Source organism: Shewanella sp. 5S214 (assembly GCF_041439795.1).
Lineage (GTDB): Bacteria > Pseudomonadota > Gammaproteobacteria > Enterobacterales > Shewanellaceae > Shewanella > Shewanella vesiculosa.
Genome location: NZ_JBGOOV010000027.1, coordinates 58,109 through 73,911, shown reverse-complemented (window position 1 = coordinate 73,911; position 15,803 = coordinate 58,109). Strand labels below are relative to the sequence as shown.

The 15,803-nt window shown below is 42.5% G+C and carries 12 protein-coding genes; 6 read left to right on the top strand and 6 right to left on the bottom strand.

All coding sequences use genetic code 11. The annotated features are described in order from the left end of the window. Positions 1 to 114 precede the first annotated feature (114 nt). Positions 115 to 768, bottom strand: coding sequence for an isoprenoid biosynthesis glyoxalase ElbB (gene elbB, locus ACED29_RS16755; protein ID WP_182723160.1), 654 nt, complete (start codon positions 766 to 768; stop codon positions 115 to 117). 530 nt (positions 769 to 1,298) lie between these two features. Here elbB and polA point away from each other — a divergent pair. After that, positions 1,299 to 4,058 carry a DNA polymerase I gene (polA, locus tag ACED29_RS16750; protein WP_347690606.1) on the top strand — a complete coding sequence of 920 codons (2,760 nt, stop codon included), beginning with the start codon at positions 1,299 to 1,301 and terminating at the stop codon, positions 4,056 to 4,058. Positions 4,059 to 4,742: 684 nt separating this feature from the next. Here the strand turns inward: polA and yihA are convergent. After that, complete coding sequence (gene yihA / locus ACED29_RS16745) at positions 4,743 to 5,405, bottom strand: ribosome biogenesis GTP-binding protein YihA/YsxC (protein WP_124016682.1); 663 nt, start codon at positions 5,403 to 5,405, stop codon at positions 4,743 to 4,745. Positions 5,406 to 5,668: 263 nt separating this feature from the next. Here yihA and ACED29_RS16740 point away from each other — a divergent pair, with 263 nt between their 5' ends. The 5 genes from ACED29_RS16740 (at position 5,669) to ACED29_RS16720 (ending at position 9,852) form a co-directional block, all read left to right on the top strand. After that, a complete protein-coding gene (locus ACED29_RS16740) occupies positions 5,669 to 6,292 on the top strand; it encodes a cytochrome c (RefSeq protein ID WP_371698143.1) in 624 nt (207 codons plus the stop codon). A gap of 837 nt (positions 6,293 to 7,129) precedes the next feature. Then, positions 7,130 to 7,792, top strand: coding sequence for a methyltransferase domain-containing protein (locus tag ACED29_RS16735; RefSeq protein ID WP_124016680.1), 663 nt, complete (start codon positions 7,130 to 7,132; stop codon positions 7,790 to 7,792). Between the two features lie 55 nt (positions 7,793 to 7,847). After that, positions 7,848 to 8,396: a Der GTPase-activating protein YihI gene (gene yihI, locus ACED29_RS16730; protein WP_124016679.1), complete on the top strand. Its 549-nt coding sequence runs from the start codon at positions 7,848 to 7,850 to the stop codon at positions 8,394 to 8,396. Between the two features lie 95 nt (positions 8,397 to 8,491). Continuing rightward, positions 8,492 to 8,959 (top strand): DUF2489 domain-containing protein, encoded by a 468-nt coding sequence (locus tag ACED29_RS16725; protein WP_124016678.1) that lies wholly within the window; start codon positions 8,492 to 8,494, stop codon positions 8,957 to 8,959. A 338-nt stretch (positions 8,960 to 9,297) separates the two neighbouring features. Then, a complete protein-coding gene (locus ACED29_RS16720; RefSeq protein WP_124016677.1) occupies positions 9,298 to 9,852 on the top strand; it encodes a 1-acyl-sn-glycerol-3-phosphate acyltransferase in 555 nt (184 codons plus the stop codon). 258 nt (positions 9,853 to 10,110) lie between these two features. On the opposite strand, the gene ACED29_RS16715 is transcribed toward ACED29_RS16720, so the two are convergent. The 4 genes from ACED29_RS16715 to hutC all read right to left on the bottom strand — a co-directional run bounded on the left by ACED29_RS16715 (position 10,111) and on the right by hutC (position 15,723). Beyond that, positions 10,111 to 11,355, bottom strand: a complete 1,245-nt coding sequence (locus tag ACED29_RS16715; protein ID WP_220487642.1) for a mechanosensitive ion channel domain-containing protein — start codon at positions 11,353 to 11,355, stop codon at positions 10,111 to 10,113. Positions 11,356 to 11,708: 353 nt separating this feature from the next. Continuing rightward, complete coding sequence (hutH, locus tag ACED29_RS16710; protein WP_182742492.1) at positions 11,709 to 13,247, bottom strand: histidine ammonia-lyase; 1,539 nt, start codon at positions 13,245 to 13,247, stop codon at positions 11,709 to 11,711. A 3-nt stretch (positions 13,248 to 13,250) separates the two neighbouring features. Next, a complete protein-coding gene (gene hutU / locus ACED29_RS16705) occupies positions 13,251 to 14,921 on the bottom strand; it encodes a urocanate hydratase (RefSeq protein WP_371698142.1) in 1,671 nt (556 codons plus the stop codon). Between the two features lie 94 nt (positions 14,922 to 15,015). Next, positions 15,016 to 15,723, bottom strand: coding sequence for a histidine utilization repressor (hutC, locus tag ACED29_RS16700; protein WP_124016673.1), 708 nt, complete (start codon positions 15,721 to 15,723; stop codon positions 15,016 to 15,018). Positions 15,724 to 15,803 lie beyond the last annotated feature (80 nt).

The following is a 15,803-nucleotide window of genomic DNA, read 5'->3' as shown; positions in this document are numbered from 1 at the left end:
AAGTATCCTGTAGCAAAAAGAAAAAATGCCGCTCACCTTAAGTGAACGGCATTACACCAAGGGTGGCTTTTTTATTCATCCGCTCACATGTAAGATATATGTCACGCCTAATCGTTAAGCCATTTCAAGCACTTTTGTAACCAGTTTCTCAATACCTATGTGCGCCTCTAAAATCGAGGTTGCTAACATATAGGCTGGCGTACTGACGATTTTATTGGCCTCATCAACCACAATATCTTCCACTTGTGCATCTTTATGCTTACCACCCATTTCATTAAATGCATGCGCGGTATCAGAATCAGTTCCAATAGTACCGACAGCTCCTTTGCCATAAATATTGGGGATCATCACAGGTGAAACACACACAAAACCCACCGGTTTATGAGCTAAAGCGAATTCACGAATAAAGTTCTCTACAATAGGCTGAATATGGCAATGACTGCCCGTGGTCGCAAAGTTTGATAAATTTTTAGCCGCACCAAAGCCACCAGGGATCACCAAAGCATCAAATTGACTGACCTCTAAGGCATTAGCATTAAGCACTTCACCACGGGCAATTCGCGCCGACTCAACCAAAACATTACGGCTTTCGTCGTTATTGACCTCACCGGTTAAATGATTCACTACGTGCATTTGAGTAATATCTGGCGCAAAACATTGATATGTCGCCCCAGCTTGGGTTATCGCCAGAAGCGTTAATACCGCTTCGTGAATTTCAGTTCCATCAAATACCCCACAGCCACTCAGTAAAACAGCAACCTTTTTCATGACACTCTCCTTCATCTTTTAAGTGACAATACAAAAAATACAACAAAAAACTAACAAAACGGTTGATCTGATTAAAAATCGTGCTAACTTAGAGCGTCGAATTTAGTAGATGCGCTTTTTTTAGTCACAAAACATCACTAAATTTGCGAGTGACTTAACTGACATCAATAAAAAAGTCCACAAAATAGTAATATTTATTAAAATTAATATTTAGCTCACAAAAATAAAAATAAATTAAAAAAATCAACTAGTTACCGATTTCATTTAAAGCCGTAAGAAAATCTATCCAACAAGGTTGACTATTCCACTCACAGACTTATCCACAGGCTGGGAGCTTTTTTCGTGGCTGATTTTCTACTTCCTGAGATATTTGCACCGATAAAGTCCCACTAAATGCACGACTTGTCATACGTCAAGATTATTTAGCGTCATTTTGGATAAATAACTGACAATCTCACAAGCATCTTGAGGTGCTGTGGGTATAATGTCATCCTATTAGTCTCGCAAAATAATGAACACGAATATTAATTATGCCAACGATTCCCAATAACCCGCTCATCCTAGTTGATGGCTCATCTTATCTTTATCGCGCTTATTATTCGCCGCCTCATTTAACCAATTCAAAAGGTGAAGCGACTGGTGCGGTTTATGGCGTCGTTAATATGCTTCGCAGTTTATTAAGCCGCTATAGTCCGAGTCATATTGCAGTGGTTTTCGATGCCAAAGGCAAAACCTTCCGCAACGATATGTACGGCGAATATAAAGCCCAGCGTCCACCTATGCCTGATGATCTGCGTACTCAAATCGAACCATTGCACAAAATCATCCATGCGATGGGCTTACCACTGATCAGCATTTCTGGTGTCGAAGCCGACGATGTTATCGGTACCATCGCCCTGCAAGCGAGTAAAGAAGGCCGAGCAACCTTAATCAGTACCGGCGATAAAGACATGGCGCAACTCGTCAATGAGCATGTCACGTTAATCAATACTATGACAGACACCATTATGGGACCGGAAGAGGTCAAGGCTAAATACGGTGTCCATCCAGATAGAATCATCGACTTTTTAGCACTCATGGGTGACAAGTCAGATAACATTCCAGGTTTACCTGGCGTCGGCGAGAAAACCGCGCTAGCGATGCTACTTGGTGTGGGAAGTGTAGAGAAAATTTTAGCGGATCCACAAAGCGTCATTGAAGTGGGCTTTCGAGGCTCAAAAACCATGCCGACTAAAATTATCGACAATGCCGATATGCTAAGACTGTCTTACGAGTTGGCCACCATCAAAACTGATGTCAAACTTGAACAAGACTGGCATGAACTCACTGTTAAGCCACAAGATCGAGATGAACTGATTAAATGCTTTGGTGAAATGGAGTTTAAGCGTTGGTTAGCAGAAGTATTAGATAACAAGCAACCTCGCGGCACAGTTAGCGACAAAGATAGCGATGAAGACATCACGGTATCACCGACCATTGAAGCAGAATATGAAACGATTCTGACGATGGAAGCACTCGACAAATGGATCGAACAGCTCAATAGCGCTGAACTGATTGCAATTGATACTGAAACAACTAGCCTCAATTACATGGAAGCTGAACTTGTGGGTTTATCATTTGCCACTGAAGCAGGTAAAGCCGCTTATTTACCATTAGCACATGATTACCTTGATGCACCGCAACAAATTGATAAAACCAGCGCACTTGAAAAACTGCGTCCTATTCTTGAAAGCGATACACCGCAGAAAGTAGGCCAAAATCTCAAATATGACATGAGTATTTTAGCCAATGTTGGTATTACCCTAAAAGGTGTCCGCTTTGACACCATGCTCGAATCCTATGTATTTAACTCAATAGCATCACGCCATGACATGGACGGATTAGCGCTTAAATATCTTGGCCATAAAAATATCAGTTTTGAAGAAGTCGCAGGCAAAGGCGCAAAGCAACTGACTTTTAATCAAGTTGATTTAGATATTGCTGGGCCATATGCCGCTGAAGACGCCGATATTACCCTGCGTTTACATCAACACTTATGGCCAAGACTGGAAAAAGAACCCAAACTGGCCAGTGTGTTTGATGAGTTAGAGCTACCGTTAATTCAAGTACTGTCAGACGTTGAACGCCAAGGTGTCCTTATCGACTCAATGTTACTGAGCCAACAAAGTGGTGAGTTAGCCAAAAAACTGGATGATTTAGAAAACAAAGCCTACGAAATAGCCGAAGAGAAGTTTAACTTAGCCTCACCAAAGCAACTACAAACACTATTTTTTGAAAAACTAGGTTACCCAATAAAGAAAAAGACTCCTAAGGGTGCACCATCAACTGCTGAAGACGTATTAGTCGAGCTAGCACTTGATTATCCTTTACCTAAAGTTATTCTCGAGCATCGCAGCCTAGCAAAACTAAAAAGTACTTATACCGATAAACTGCCGCTAATGGTTAATGCCATAACAGGCAGGGTTCACACTAGCTATCATCAAGCGAATGCCGCAACAGGCCGCTTGTCATCAAGTGAGCCAAACTTACAAAATATTCCTATCCGTACCGAAGAAGGCCGCCGTATTCGCCAAGCCTTTATCGCTCCTGCGGGTCGAAAAATTTTAGCGGCCGATTATTCACAAATCGAACTGCGTATCATGGCTCATTTATCTCAAGATGAAGGCTTACTGACCGCTTTTGCTGAAGGTAAAGATATTCATAAAGCCACTGCAGCCGAAGTATTTGGGGTGCATTTTGAAGAAGTCACGACCGAGCAACGTCGCCGCGCCAAAGCGGTTAACTTTGGTTTAATTTATGGCATGTCTGCATTTGGTTTAGCTAAGCAATTAGATATTCCACGCAACGAAGCACAAACCTACATAGACACGTATTTTGCTCGCTATCCTGGTGTGCTTAAGTATATGGAAGAAACCCGCGCAATTGCTGCTGAATTGGGTTATGTTTCGACCTTATTTGGCCGTCGTTTATATTTACCTGAAATCAACGATCGCAATGCCATGCGCCGCCAAGCCGCTGAGCGAGCAGCGATTAATGCTCCCATGCAAGGGACTGCAGCAGACATAATCAAAAAAGCCATGATTGCTATCCACCAGTGGATTAACCAAGATACTCAAGGTGAAATTACCCTGATCATGCAAGTACACGATGAATTAGTGTTTGAAGTGGATGAAGCTCAAGCAGAAACACTCAAAACCAAAGTGTGCGATTTAATGGCACAAGCAGCATCATTAGATGTGACCTTGTTAGCAGAGGCAGGTATTGGCGACAATTGGGATGAAGCCCACTAAATCGTAGTTTGATAGGTTTGCATTGCATAAGATAAATAACCTAAGTTGCTAAAGCATAAAATGCCGTATTCATTGGAATACGGCATTTTTATTGCCCAAACGTTTCAACGGCTACGCTTTTCAACATCTGTAGACCTTGAGTTCATAACCTACACCCCAAATCAACCTAGTAAACACAACATTTTCGTCGACACAGTTAACAAAGCTGCATTAATTTGTTGCCAAACTCACAGTTATTGTATCTTTATATGAAAAACAGTTTTTCATTTTAAGGCGGATACTGTATTATATTCGTTGTAGGGTACAGAGGTTAAGATGTTCAATCTTTCAAACCTTTATTTCACTAGCAGTAGTGACTAGCCAAATTCGGCGCCCCAGCAACTCAGGTTGCTGGGGCTTTTTTTTGATTTTTTTTCACCGCAAAAATATTTAGAGTAAATACTTTAATGTTGGTTAAAAAAAGGTTATTGTATGGTTATTGAGAGTCATCAAATTGAGTTGATGGCACTTGAGTCTTGTTGAATTTAGCTTCTCCCCAAAAGAGCTAATTTTTTTGTACCGATGACCGTTTGGTTATCGGTTTTTTTTTGCTTGAAAATCACCATTCTCATATCAAACACATAAAAAAACCGACTTGGTTGTCGGCTTTTCGTGCTGTTGGTAATCAATTACATCATGCTATTGTTACTCAGACTCTGAAGCTTGCTCGGCTTTCTGTTCCGCTAACCATTGGGGATGACACCAATCATTTAGAATACTGAGCACTTTAGGTTTACCCGTGCCTTTTAGCGATGACAGCGTCTCCACTTGTACTTTATCACCAAAATCTTTTAGGGCAGCACGAACATCATTAACTGTTTTCATTTTGACACTTTGGGTCAATTTATCCGATTTGGTTAACAATGCTAACACCGGAATATTACTGATCACGGCCCACTCAATCATTTGCATATCAAGATCTTTCAATGGATGACGAATATCCATCAACACCACCACGCCGCTTAAACAAGCTCGTTTTTGCAGATACTCGCCAAGCGCCTCTTGCCATTTATTTTTTAACGCTAAAGGAACTTGGGCAAAACCATAACCCGGTAAATCGACTAAACGACGATCATCATCTAACTGAAACACGTTAATCAGTTGGGTACGACCAGGGGTTTTACTGGTTCGAGCTAAACTTTTTTGTTCAGTAAGTGCGTTTAACGCACTGGATTTACCGGCATTAGAGCGTCCAGCAAACGCAATCTCAACCCCGATATCCCCAGGAAGATACTGATCTAAATGCGCAATATCAGGCGCACTGATTAAAAACTTAGCCCTACGGAAATCGATACGAGATTCTGTCACTCTTAACTCCAATTAAATTACTTCTAGTAAACGCGTTACCATAAATTTTTAACAATTGCTTACTTTTGCACATTTTCGTGTAAAATATTAGGCAGATCACATTATATACCCAAGCAAAGCTGATATGTGTGATGCAGTCAAAAATGATCTCACTCTTAACGAGCATCGTAAACTACATCAAAGCGCTTGGAAAAACATTTTACCACGCTTGCGGGTCTTCCTAGTAAGCTCAGGACAATAAATTAACTAGAAGTTGGAACGCCATGAAAAAGTTAGCTCTTGCGCTGTCTGTAGTAGCCGCTATGTCATCATCAGTTATGGCTGAAGGTAATGCTGAAGTAGGCAAAACTAAAGCAATCGTATGTTCTGCCTGTCACGGTGCTGACGGCAATAGTATGATTGATATGTATCCTAAATTAGCAGGTCAACATCCTGCATACCTTGAAAAACAATTGACTGAATTTCGTTTAGCTGCGAAAACCGGCGGTGCTGAGGGTCGTATGAACCCAATTATGATCGGCTTTGCTATGGGACTCAGTGATGAAGACATTGCAGACCTTTCAGCATACTTCTCTAGCCAAGTACAAGCGGTCTCAAATGTTGCCGATGTACCTGCTGCTGGTGAAAAACTGTATAAAGGTGGTGATACCGCTCGTGGAATTACCGCATGTGTTGCTTGTCATGGACCGGAAGGTAAAGGCGCCTCTGCTGCAGGTTTCCCTATGGTTGGCGGTCAACATGCTAACTATATCAAAATTCAGCTAACACAATTCCGTGATGGACTTCGTCACAACGATTTAAATGGCATGATGCAAGATGTAGCGAAAAAATTATCTGATGCTGATATCGAAGCATTATCTAAATATATTTCAAGTATTAAGCATTAATACCACTGAATATTCGCTAATAAAGAATGGGCTTTTGAGCCCATTTTTTACCGCCTAAAGTTTACGTTTACGTCAACTTCACTGATTTTTACTTGACAGTGTTCGTTGTTTTAGCGTTAAATACACCCCGTACCGAGGTAAACCCAGCTGTTTGTAATATAAATCTAATAACATCAAGCAGGTTTCGGACTGATACATTTAAGATATAAGAATAAAGCTAATTTATAATAATAATAATTTAAGACCGCTCACTAATAATAACTACATGAGTCGATATTTCATCTTGAAATACTGGTCGTAAAATTTGTAAGGAACAGACCGATTGGTCGATATGCTGTTTAGCACTGCCTTACACAACAGAGTGACTGATAACCCAGAGTATTATTTGAAGATTCAAATAATAGCTGACAAAGCTTATAGCTGAGGATGCACACTGGAAGCTTTATCGCTCGAAGGTACAAAGCAACAAGGATGGTTAACTAATGTCATTGAAGACAATTAGGATAATGATGCGTCATTGAAGACCATCTACGGAAGCTGTAGTCAGGACGGCAACAGAATATAAAAAAGCGTCATTGATGACCAATAACAACTAAAAACGGCATGGAAAGCAGAATAAATAAAGATCTGACCGGGACAGTCACATAGCAAGTACGGATACTTGGAATCAGAATAAAGTGCATTAAGCACTGTTTTACGAGGTGGCAGTTTATACTGCCACCTTTTTTTATGCCTAAAAAGCATTAATATCGACTTGATTTCAAATACTTACTTTTAATTAACCGCATTCGCTATATAATCGTTTATCCAGTCAATACTTAGGTGCTGCTGTATTTGATGAATGTATGTCCGCTTTGTAATCATATTGCTGAATTTTTTGTTCAAGACAAAAAAAGAGCGTTCTACAGCTGCGAACAATGTGGTTTAGTCTTTGCTAACCCAAAATCTCATCTGATGCCCGATCTTGAGAAACAGCGCTATGGTCGATCGCAAAAGTCATCGAAACAGAAGCCATTATCGCAATTTATTCTGCCACTGTTAGATCAAATATCTCAGCAACAAACCGGTACATTAACAGGCCTCAATTTCGGCCGCTTACTTGACGAGCACAGTAGACAATCTATAGCTGATGCCGGCCATATTGTTAATGAGTACGATCCTTTTTTTGCTGCTGATCAGTCAGTGCTGCAACAGCGTTATGATTTTGTGTGCTGTTATCGAGTCTTTGAACACTTTCGTCATCCTCACCGAGAATGGCTCTTACTCAATCAATTGATTAAACCGGGTGGCTGGTTAGCAATAAGCACTCCCTTACTGACTGATAAAGACCATTTTGCCAAATGGCATTACAAAAACAATCCAACTCATGTAAGCTTTTATCAGCACTCTACATTTGAATATTTAGCATTGAATAGTGATTTTGAGCTATTATTTGCATTGAAAGATCTGGTTTTGATGCAAAAATCATCAAAATCTGATATAAAGCGCATCCTTATTTAGTGTCTTGTAGAAATTGATCTGCAAGGACGTGTTTAGAAAACCTAACGAGAACATCATGGCTCGCAGTAAAAAAACTCGCAAAGGCGGCGAAAACGGCGCTAAGTTTGCCCCAAGAGTAAAAAAAGTCGATCGCAATGCGGTCGATGGTAAAAAGTCAGAAACCGGCCGTAAATCAGGCAGCCGTCATAATGAAACGTTGCTTAAACAAGCCGCGGATAATGCAACGGTTAAAAATAAAGATGCACGCCATGGCAGTAAAAAGCCGGTCGCATTAATATTACCAACATCAATTACCAAGCCTTTAGTGGTTAAGCCTAAACAGCCTAAGCTAACTGACGAGCAAAAGTTATTGAAACTCGAAGACGATCCAAGATTAAATCAGTTACTCGACCAACTTGAAGAAGGTCGTGATTTATCTGACGCAGACCAAAAGTGGTTGGACGCTCAATTAGACAGAATTGAGCAACTGATGTTAAGTTTAGGTCTTACTGATGGTGATGATACGCCAATGGAAAGCCCTAAAAAGCAACTGAGCGACGATGACCTATTGAATCGTTTTGAATCAGGTGCGGATCTGCTTAAAGATTATCAGCAGAAAGACTAGTCTGCTCGATGAAAGTAATACCAAGCTATTTCTTGGTTTGATATCAGAAAACTGGCGCATATGGCGCCAGTTTTGTATTCAGAAAAGGATAAATTGTGTCTACAACCGCCATCGTTATTGCATTACTCATCATTATTGCCCTTGCAACTTACGCAACATACTTACTGATAACGCTTAAGCGTCGCACCCAAGCAAATCAACTCGCACAGTCAGAGCGTAAGGCTAAAGCCGAAGAGCGCAGACAGCAGATACTGACCGATATCCGCTATATTGCTGCAGCAATGTTAGAAGATCGCTGTGAGTTGTCTGAAGGCGTTATGCGCATTGGCAAATTATTTGATGCCTTATCCATGTCGGAACAAGTTGTCGCCGACTTCCCCAAGCTGTTTAGCCATTATGAGCTGATTAGAAACCACCCTATTATGGAAGCTCGCACAGCTTTACCAAAGCAACAGCGGATGAAATTAGATTTGGAACGGATGAAGTCAGAAGCAGAATTAGAACAAGCCATCCTAGACGAGGCAAAACGGATTGCAGAATTTAGCAAACCAAGCACTCACTAACACATCCTGCTAAAGAATGAGTTGATGCTACACGCTTAGCATGCCGATGTGCTCTGCTAAGCGGTATTCCCTAGGGCGAATAAGCACACTCTTGAGGGACAAATTTGTCTTATGATCATTTAAGCCCATGCCTAACATAGTCTCATGCCAGCGATTATTTTAAGTCAGATTCAAGCATCAAATGGCCATGATGATCGACTATGCTGATATGAGATCAGATACACTGACACGTCGCAATAGCTAGAAAACATGTTTGACTCCGATTCTCGGCACAGGCTTTGATGAGTCAATACCATAAAACAAAAAGCTTAATAAAGCTCAATGATTGGAATGACGCCATGTTCAGCTCACTTTGCTCTGGATTACTCACAATACTTGGTTGGAAAATCGATGGCCAACTGGATAAAACCAGGCCGTGCGTCATCATTGTTGGCCCACATACGAGTAACTGGGATTTCATTATCGGTATTATCGCTCGCAGTGCGTTAGGCACTAAAATCCACTTTTTGGGCAAGCATCAGCTGTTTATTCCACCTTGGGGGTGGATGTTTCGCGCCATGGGCGGCAGTCCAGTCAATAGAAGCAAATACAATAATTTAGTTGATGGCGTCGTACTGTTATTCCAACAAGATCCGCTTTATAAACTAGCCTTAGCACCAGAAGGTACCCGCAGCCCTGTAACACGTTGGAAAAGTGGTTTTTATCATATAGCAGCCAAAGCCAATGTCGATATTGTGCCAATAGGATTAGATTTTGGCCGAAAGGCCATTGTGATTGCCAAGCCCTTAAAGCCGAGCGGAGAGATTGAAGCGGAAATAAACCAGTTAATGGATTTCTATCGTTCAATCAAGGGTGTGCACCCAAAAGTAATTCCTGACTATCAACAAAAATAGTGGCGATATGCTACTGCTTAGCCAATGTAGAAATAACCTTAACCCACTGTCCTTGTTTATACGCTGAGTCACTTAACCTTCAGTCAGCACAAGCCTATCATTATGCTCAGACCTGTCGACACACTATGGCTGTGGTGACTTATTGCCCGAACTTGCCTATTGAGATTATTTAACCAACTGGCTTGCACGGGCACAGCCCTGATATAAAGAGTCGTATCGGTGATTTAACGACTCAGAGATCCATTATCTGACCGCTTATCAATCTTGTTCGGTGTGTTGCTTTATGCTGCGAATATCGGTTCCTGTCGGATTTTGAAACGCACGTAAACCAAACTCGGGTAACACGGCAAAAATGTGATCAAAAATATCGGCCTGAATGGCTTCGTAATAGGTCCATCGAATGTCATTGGTAAAAATATACAACTCGATGGGTAAGCCTTCAGTCGTTGGCGCAAGCTGCCTAACCATCAATGTCATGTCTTTATGTATTTTTTCATGACGGCGCAAATATTCTTGTAAGTATGCTCTGAATGTTCCGATATTGGTTAGATGACGACCGTTCACCTTCATTTCAATATCACTTACGTTAGCATTAGCGACACTGATTTCAGTAAATATTTGTGGTAAGTATTCTTTTAAATAATTCACCTTACCTAGGCGTAGACGTTCTTCATCAGTTAAAAATTGAATACTATTTACATCGATGTTGATTGAACGCTTAATCCGTCGACCACCAGACTCAGACATGCCGCGCCAGTTCTTAAATGCATCAGACACTAATGCATAGGCTGGGATCATGGTAATGGTATTGTCCCAGTTGCGGACTTTGACTGTGGTTAATGTGACGTCTTCAACTGCGCCGTCTGCAGCATACTTATCCATTTGGATCCAATCGCCTTTACTCACCATGCGATTAGCCGCTAACTGAATTCCGGCAACAAAACCCAAAATAGTGTCGCGAAACACCAGCATTACCAAACCAGTTGCCACACCTAAGCCACTAAAAAAATAAATAGGCGACTGGTCGGCTAAAATGGCAAATGCGACAATTAACCCAATAAAAAACAGGAATAATTTGGTTAGCTGAACAAAGCTTTTTACCGGTAAACGGCGATTCACATGATTAACATCAGCAATTTCATCGATGGCATTTAAGCCGCTATATATTGCGCGAATAATAAAGAACACCAACAAAGCGCTAAGAGAACGGTCGATAATGGCACTGATTAACGGGTGCTCAGTCACTAAAATAGGCATTAATAAATCGAGGATTAAAATCGGTACCAGAATAGCGAGGCGCTCAAATACAAAAAAGCGCATAAAAATATCGTCCCAAGTCACCGAGGAGCGACGGATCACGGCATTCACACCATGAACCACAAATCTGTGGGTAATGTAGTAACTGATACCTGCCACTAGTAAACAAGCAAGAACTAATATTGATGTGGCAACACCATCCGATGGTTGGCTATTAATGCCTAAGCGGGTTAACCAAGCCGCCATTTCAACTCGTACATCTATATTCACAAAAAAATCCTTAGCAAGACGTTCTCTTTACTCAATAAAGAGACTTAAATTAAATCGCGTAAAAAATGATAAAGCATTCACAGGCTTATCAATATGACATTATGCATTGTGTTGATGCAGAACGTTAACGAAACCTCGACAAGATCAGTAACACGCTCAATATAAATGTAAGTCACGGCTATGTTAGCAGTGATAAATAGTGCCAGTATACCTATGAAAGATTAAACAAAAATTAGCTTAGCCTTGAACAAGAAAGGCAATAAAAAAGGACCTTACGGCCCTTTATCGGATTATTGATCAATATCTTATGCTAATGATCAGTGGCATCACTAAAAGCTCGGTAACATACCCTGTGGCAGCAGCCTGTTAAAGCTTGCACTCGATAACAAATCGACCGAGTTCTCGATATCAGGTGAAAAATATCGGTCTTTATCATAAAACGTGACGATGTCACGCAGTTCGGCTTTGGCCATTGCCACTGCTGTACTTGGTTGCAAAGGCGTTCTAAAGTCGAGTCCTTGTGCAGCAGCTAACAATTCAATGGCTAATACACCACGGGTATTTTCGCTCATGTAGCGTAAGCGCCGTGCAGCAAAGGTGGCCATCGACACATGATCTTCTTGGTTAGCCGATGTGGGTAAGCTGTCTACCGAGGCTGGGTGAGCATAGGTTTTGTTCTCAGACGCTAACGCTGCCGCAGTCACCTGAGCAATCATAAAACCAGAATTCACCCCGCCATTATCCACTAAAAATGGCGGCAACTTAGATAAGCTAGAATCAATGAGTAAAGCCATTCTACGCTCGGAAATTGAACCCATTTCAGCAATCGCAATTGCAAGATTATCTGCCGCCATTGCTACAGGTTCCGCATGAAAATTACCGCCCGAAATAATATCGCCAGTGTCTTGGAACACCAGTGGATTATCGGTAACACCGTTAGCTTCAGCCCCAAGCACTTCTGCAGCTTGACGTATTTGGGTTAAACAGGCACCTAACACTTGCGGCTGACAACGCAGTGAATAGGGATCTTGTACTTTTTCGCAATTGGTATGGCTTAAGCTAATTTCTGACTCATTGCTTAACAGATGACGGAAAATAGCGGCCGAATCAATTTGGCCTTTTTGACCACGCGCAGCATGAATGCGTATATCAAATGGGCTACGACTGCCCATAGCCGCTTCAACACTCATAGCACCAATCACTGAACTGGCAGCAAACAAGTCTTCGGCATTAAATAACCCTTCAAGCGCTAGCGCTGTCGATGCTTGAGTACCATTGAGAAGCGCTAAACCTTCTTTAGCGGCTAATTCTATGGGGTGTAATCCTGCGATGTCTAAGCCTTCTTTAGCGCTAATGATCTGGCCTTGATAACTCATTTCGCCTTCGCCTAATAACGGCAAACACATGTGTGCGAGTGGCGCTAAATCACCTGATGCACCAACTGAGCCCTTTTCAGGCACACATGGATACACACCGGCATTGATTAGCTGGATTAAAAACTCGATCACTTCTAAACGAATGCCCGAAAAGCCGCGACTTAATGAGTTAATTTTCAATACCATCATTAGGCGCACAGTGGCATCTTGCATGTATTTGCCAATACCTGCGGCATGAGACAGCACAATAGAGCGTTGCAGTAATTGCAGGTCTTCAGGGGCAATTTTAGTATTGGCTAATAAACCAAAGCCTGTATTGATGCCGTAAACAGTTCGGCCTTCGCGGAGCACCTGCTGAACAATTTCAGCACTTTGCTTAATGTCTTCAATCGCTGCAGTAGCAAGAGTCAGCTTGACATCATTGCGGCTGATCGCACGGGTTTGTGCCAGGGTTAACGTACCTGGAATAAGTTCAAATGAATAAGTCGACATGGGTTATGCTCCTAACATTGGCAGGTCTAAGCCTTGCTCTTTGGCACAATTTTTTGCAATGTCATAGCCAGCATCTGCATGACGCATTACCCCAGTAGCGGGGTCGTTCCATAATACTCGGCCTAATCTCACCGCAGCCTCATCGGTACCATCGGCAACAATCACCACCCCTGAGTGCTGACTAAAGCCCATGCCTACGCCGCCGCCATGATGTAATGATACCCAAGTCGCACCACTGGCCGTATTGAGTAAAGCATTCATTAATGGCCAATCCGATACCGCATCAGAACCGTCGAGCATGGCTTCGGTTTCACGGTTTGGACTGGCAACTGAGCCAGAATCTAAGTGATCACGACCAATGACAATCGGTGCGGATAACTCACCATTTTTGACCATTTCATTAAAGGCTAACGCTAAACGAGCGCGATCTTTTAAGCCAACCCAACAGATACGTGCCGGCAGACCTTGAAATGCAATACGCTCACGCGCCATGTCGAGCCAATTGTGTAACTGCGGATTATCAGGGATCAGCTCTTTGACTTTGGCATCTGTCTTATAGATATCTTGCGGATCGCCAGACAAGGCTACCCAACGGAATGGTCCAATGCCTTCACAAAATAATGGCCGCACATACGCAGGCACAAATCCTGGGAAGTCGAACGCATTCGTCACACCTTCTTCAAAGGCCATTTGACGAATATTATTACCGTAATCCGTGGTTGCCGCACCGGCTGCTTGTAATGCCAACATAGCTTTAACTTGAACGGCCATTGACTGCTTAGCCGCTTTAACCACTGCCGCTTCATCAGTTTTACGCATTTGCGCTGCGTGCTCTAAGGTCCAGCCTTGAGGTAAATAGCCGTTTAATGGATCGTGGGCTGAGGTTTGGTCAGTGACCACATCAGGCACAATGCCGCGAGTCACTAACTCAGTAAACACATCGGCGGCATTCGCTAATAAACCTACCGAAACAGGCTTATCGCTTTGGTTTGCTTCATAAATCATCGCTAATGCTTGATCTAATGAAGTGGCTTTTTTGTCGACGTAACCGGTGCGCATGCGAAAATCGATACGGCTTTCATCGACTTCACAGGTTAATACTGAATAACCCGCCATAGTACCAGCCAATGGTTGCGCGCCGCCCATGCCGCCTAAACCGCCAGTTAAAATCCACTTGCCTGCTGACGAGCCATTAAAGTGCTGTTTCGCCATGGCGACAAAGGTTTCATAGGTGCCTTGAACAATGCCTTGGGAACCAATATAAATCCACGAACCGGCGGTCATTTGGCCATACATAGCCAAACCTTTTTTATCCAGTTCATTAAAGTGCTCCCAGTTAGCCCAATGTGGCACTAGGTTTGAATTAGCAATAATCACTCGTGGCGCATTGCTATGAGTGGTAAACACCCCAACAGGTTTACCAGACTGCACTAATAAGGTTTCATCGTCTTCAAGGCGCTTTAGCACCTCAATAATCTTGTCGTAACTTTGCCAGTCACGCGCAGCTCGGCCAATACCGCCATAAACCACTAGGTCTTCTGGGCGCTCGGCTACATCTGGGTGGAGGTTATTCATTAACATCCGCATTGCCGCTTCAGTTAACCAGCTTTTACACTGTAATTGAGTACCGTGCGGGGCAATAATGCGACGGCTTGGATCATGTCGTTTGTCCATATTATCCTCTTCAACCGATTAATTCGGTTTGGTTTTTTATTGGTCTTGTTGTTTATGATTAATGTCTTAAGGTTTTCATTTTCGATATCACTATTTAACGCGCAAACGTTAAATGACCACCCAGTTTAAACTTGCTGCCCGGGTGAACTAAGCGAGCAAAACTGACCACACCTTGGCGTGACCAAGTACGACGTAAAATTTGTAAACAGGGTTCACTCGCCGTAATGGCTAAACGTTGCTGCAACAGCTCATTAGCCATAATGGCTTCAACGGTATGTTTAGCCTCTGTCAGTGGCGCCACCGCCGATAAATATTCATGGGGTGTATGTAAGTTAAAATCTTGTTGTAGGTAATTAGGTACAAGTAGTGGATTCACATAACGCTCTTCAACTTGCAGTGGTAAGCCTTGCTCGCAATGCACTAATACTGAATAAAATACTGGGCTGCCGACTTCAAGTCCTAACGCATTCGCCACCGCTGTTGAGGCATCTATTTGTTTTAGTTCCAGCTGTTGAACGCTATAGCCATGGCCGCGATCTTTTATCTCGTCAGCAATATTACGAATAGCCAACAGTGACGATTGCGACTTTAATCCTGCCACAAACGTGCCTACCCCTTGAGTGCGCTCTAACACGCCCGAGTCCACCAGCTCAGTTAACGCCCGCCTTGCTGTCATGCGGCTACAGGCAAACAATTCAGTTAACTGATTTTCAGACGGCACTCGATCGTTTTCTTGCCATTCGCCCGTTTCAATACGGCTCAAAATGAATTGTTTTATTTGGGCAAACTTTGCTTGGACCATATCAGCAGCTCTCAGGTTTTTTAGACAATAATGCCATTGCTGTTTAAAAACACATCATTCATCCTACCTTGTATATACAA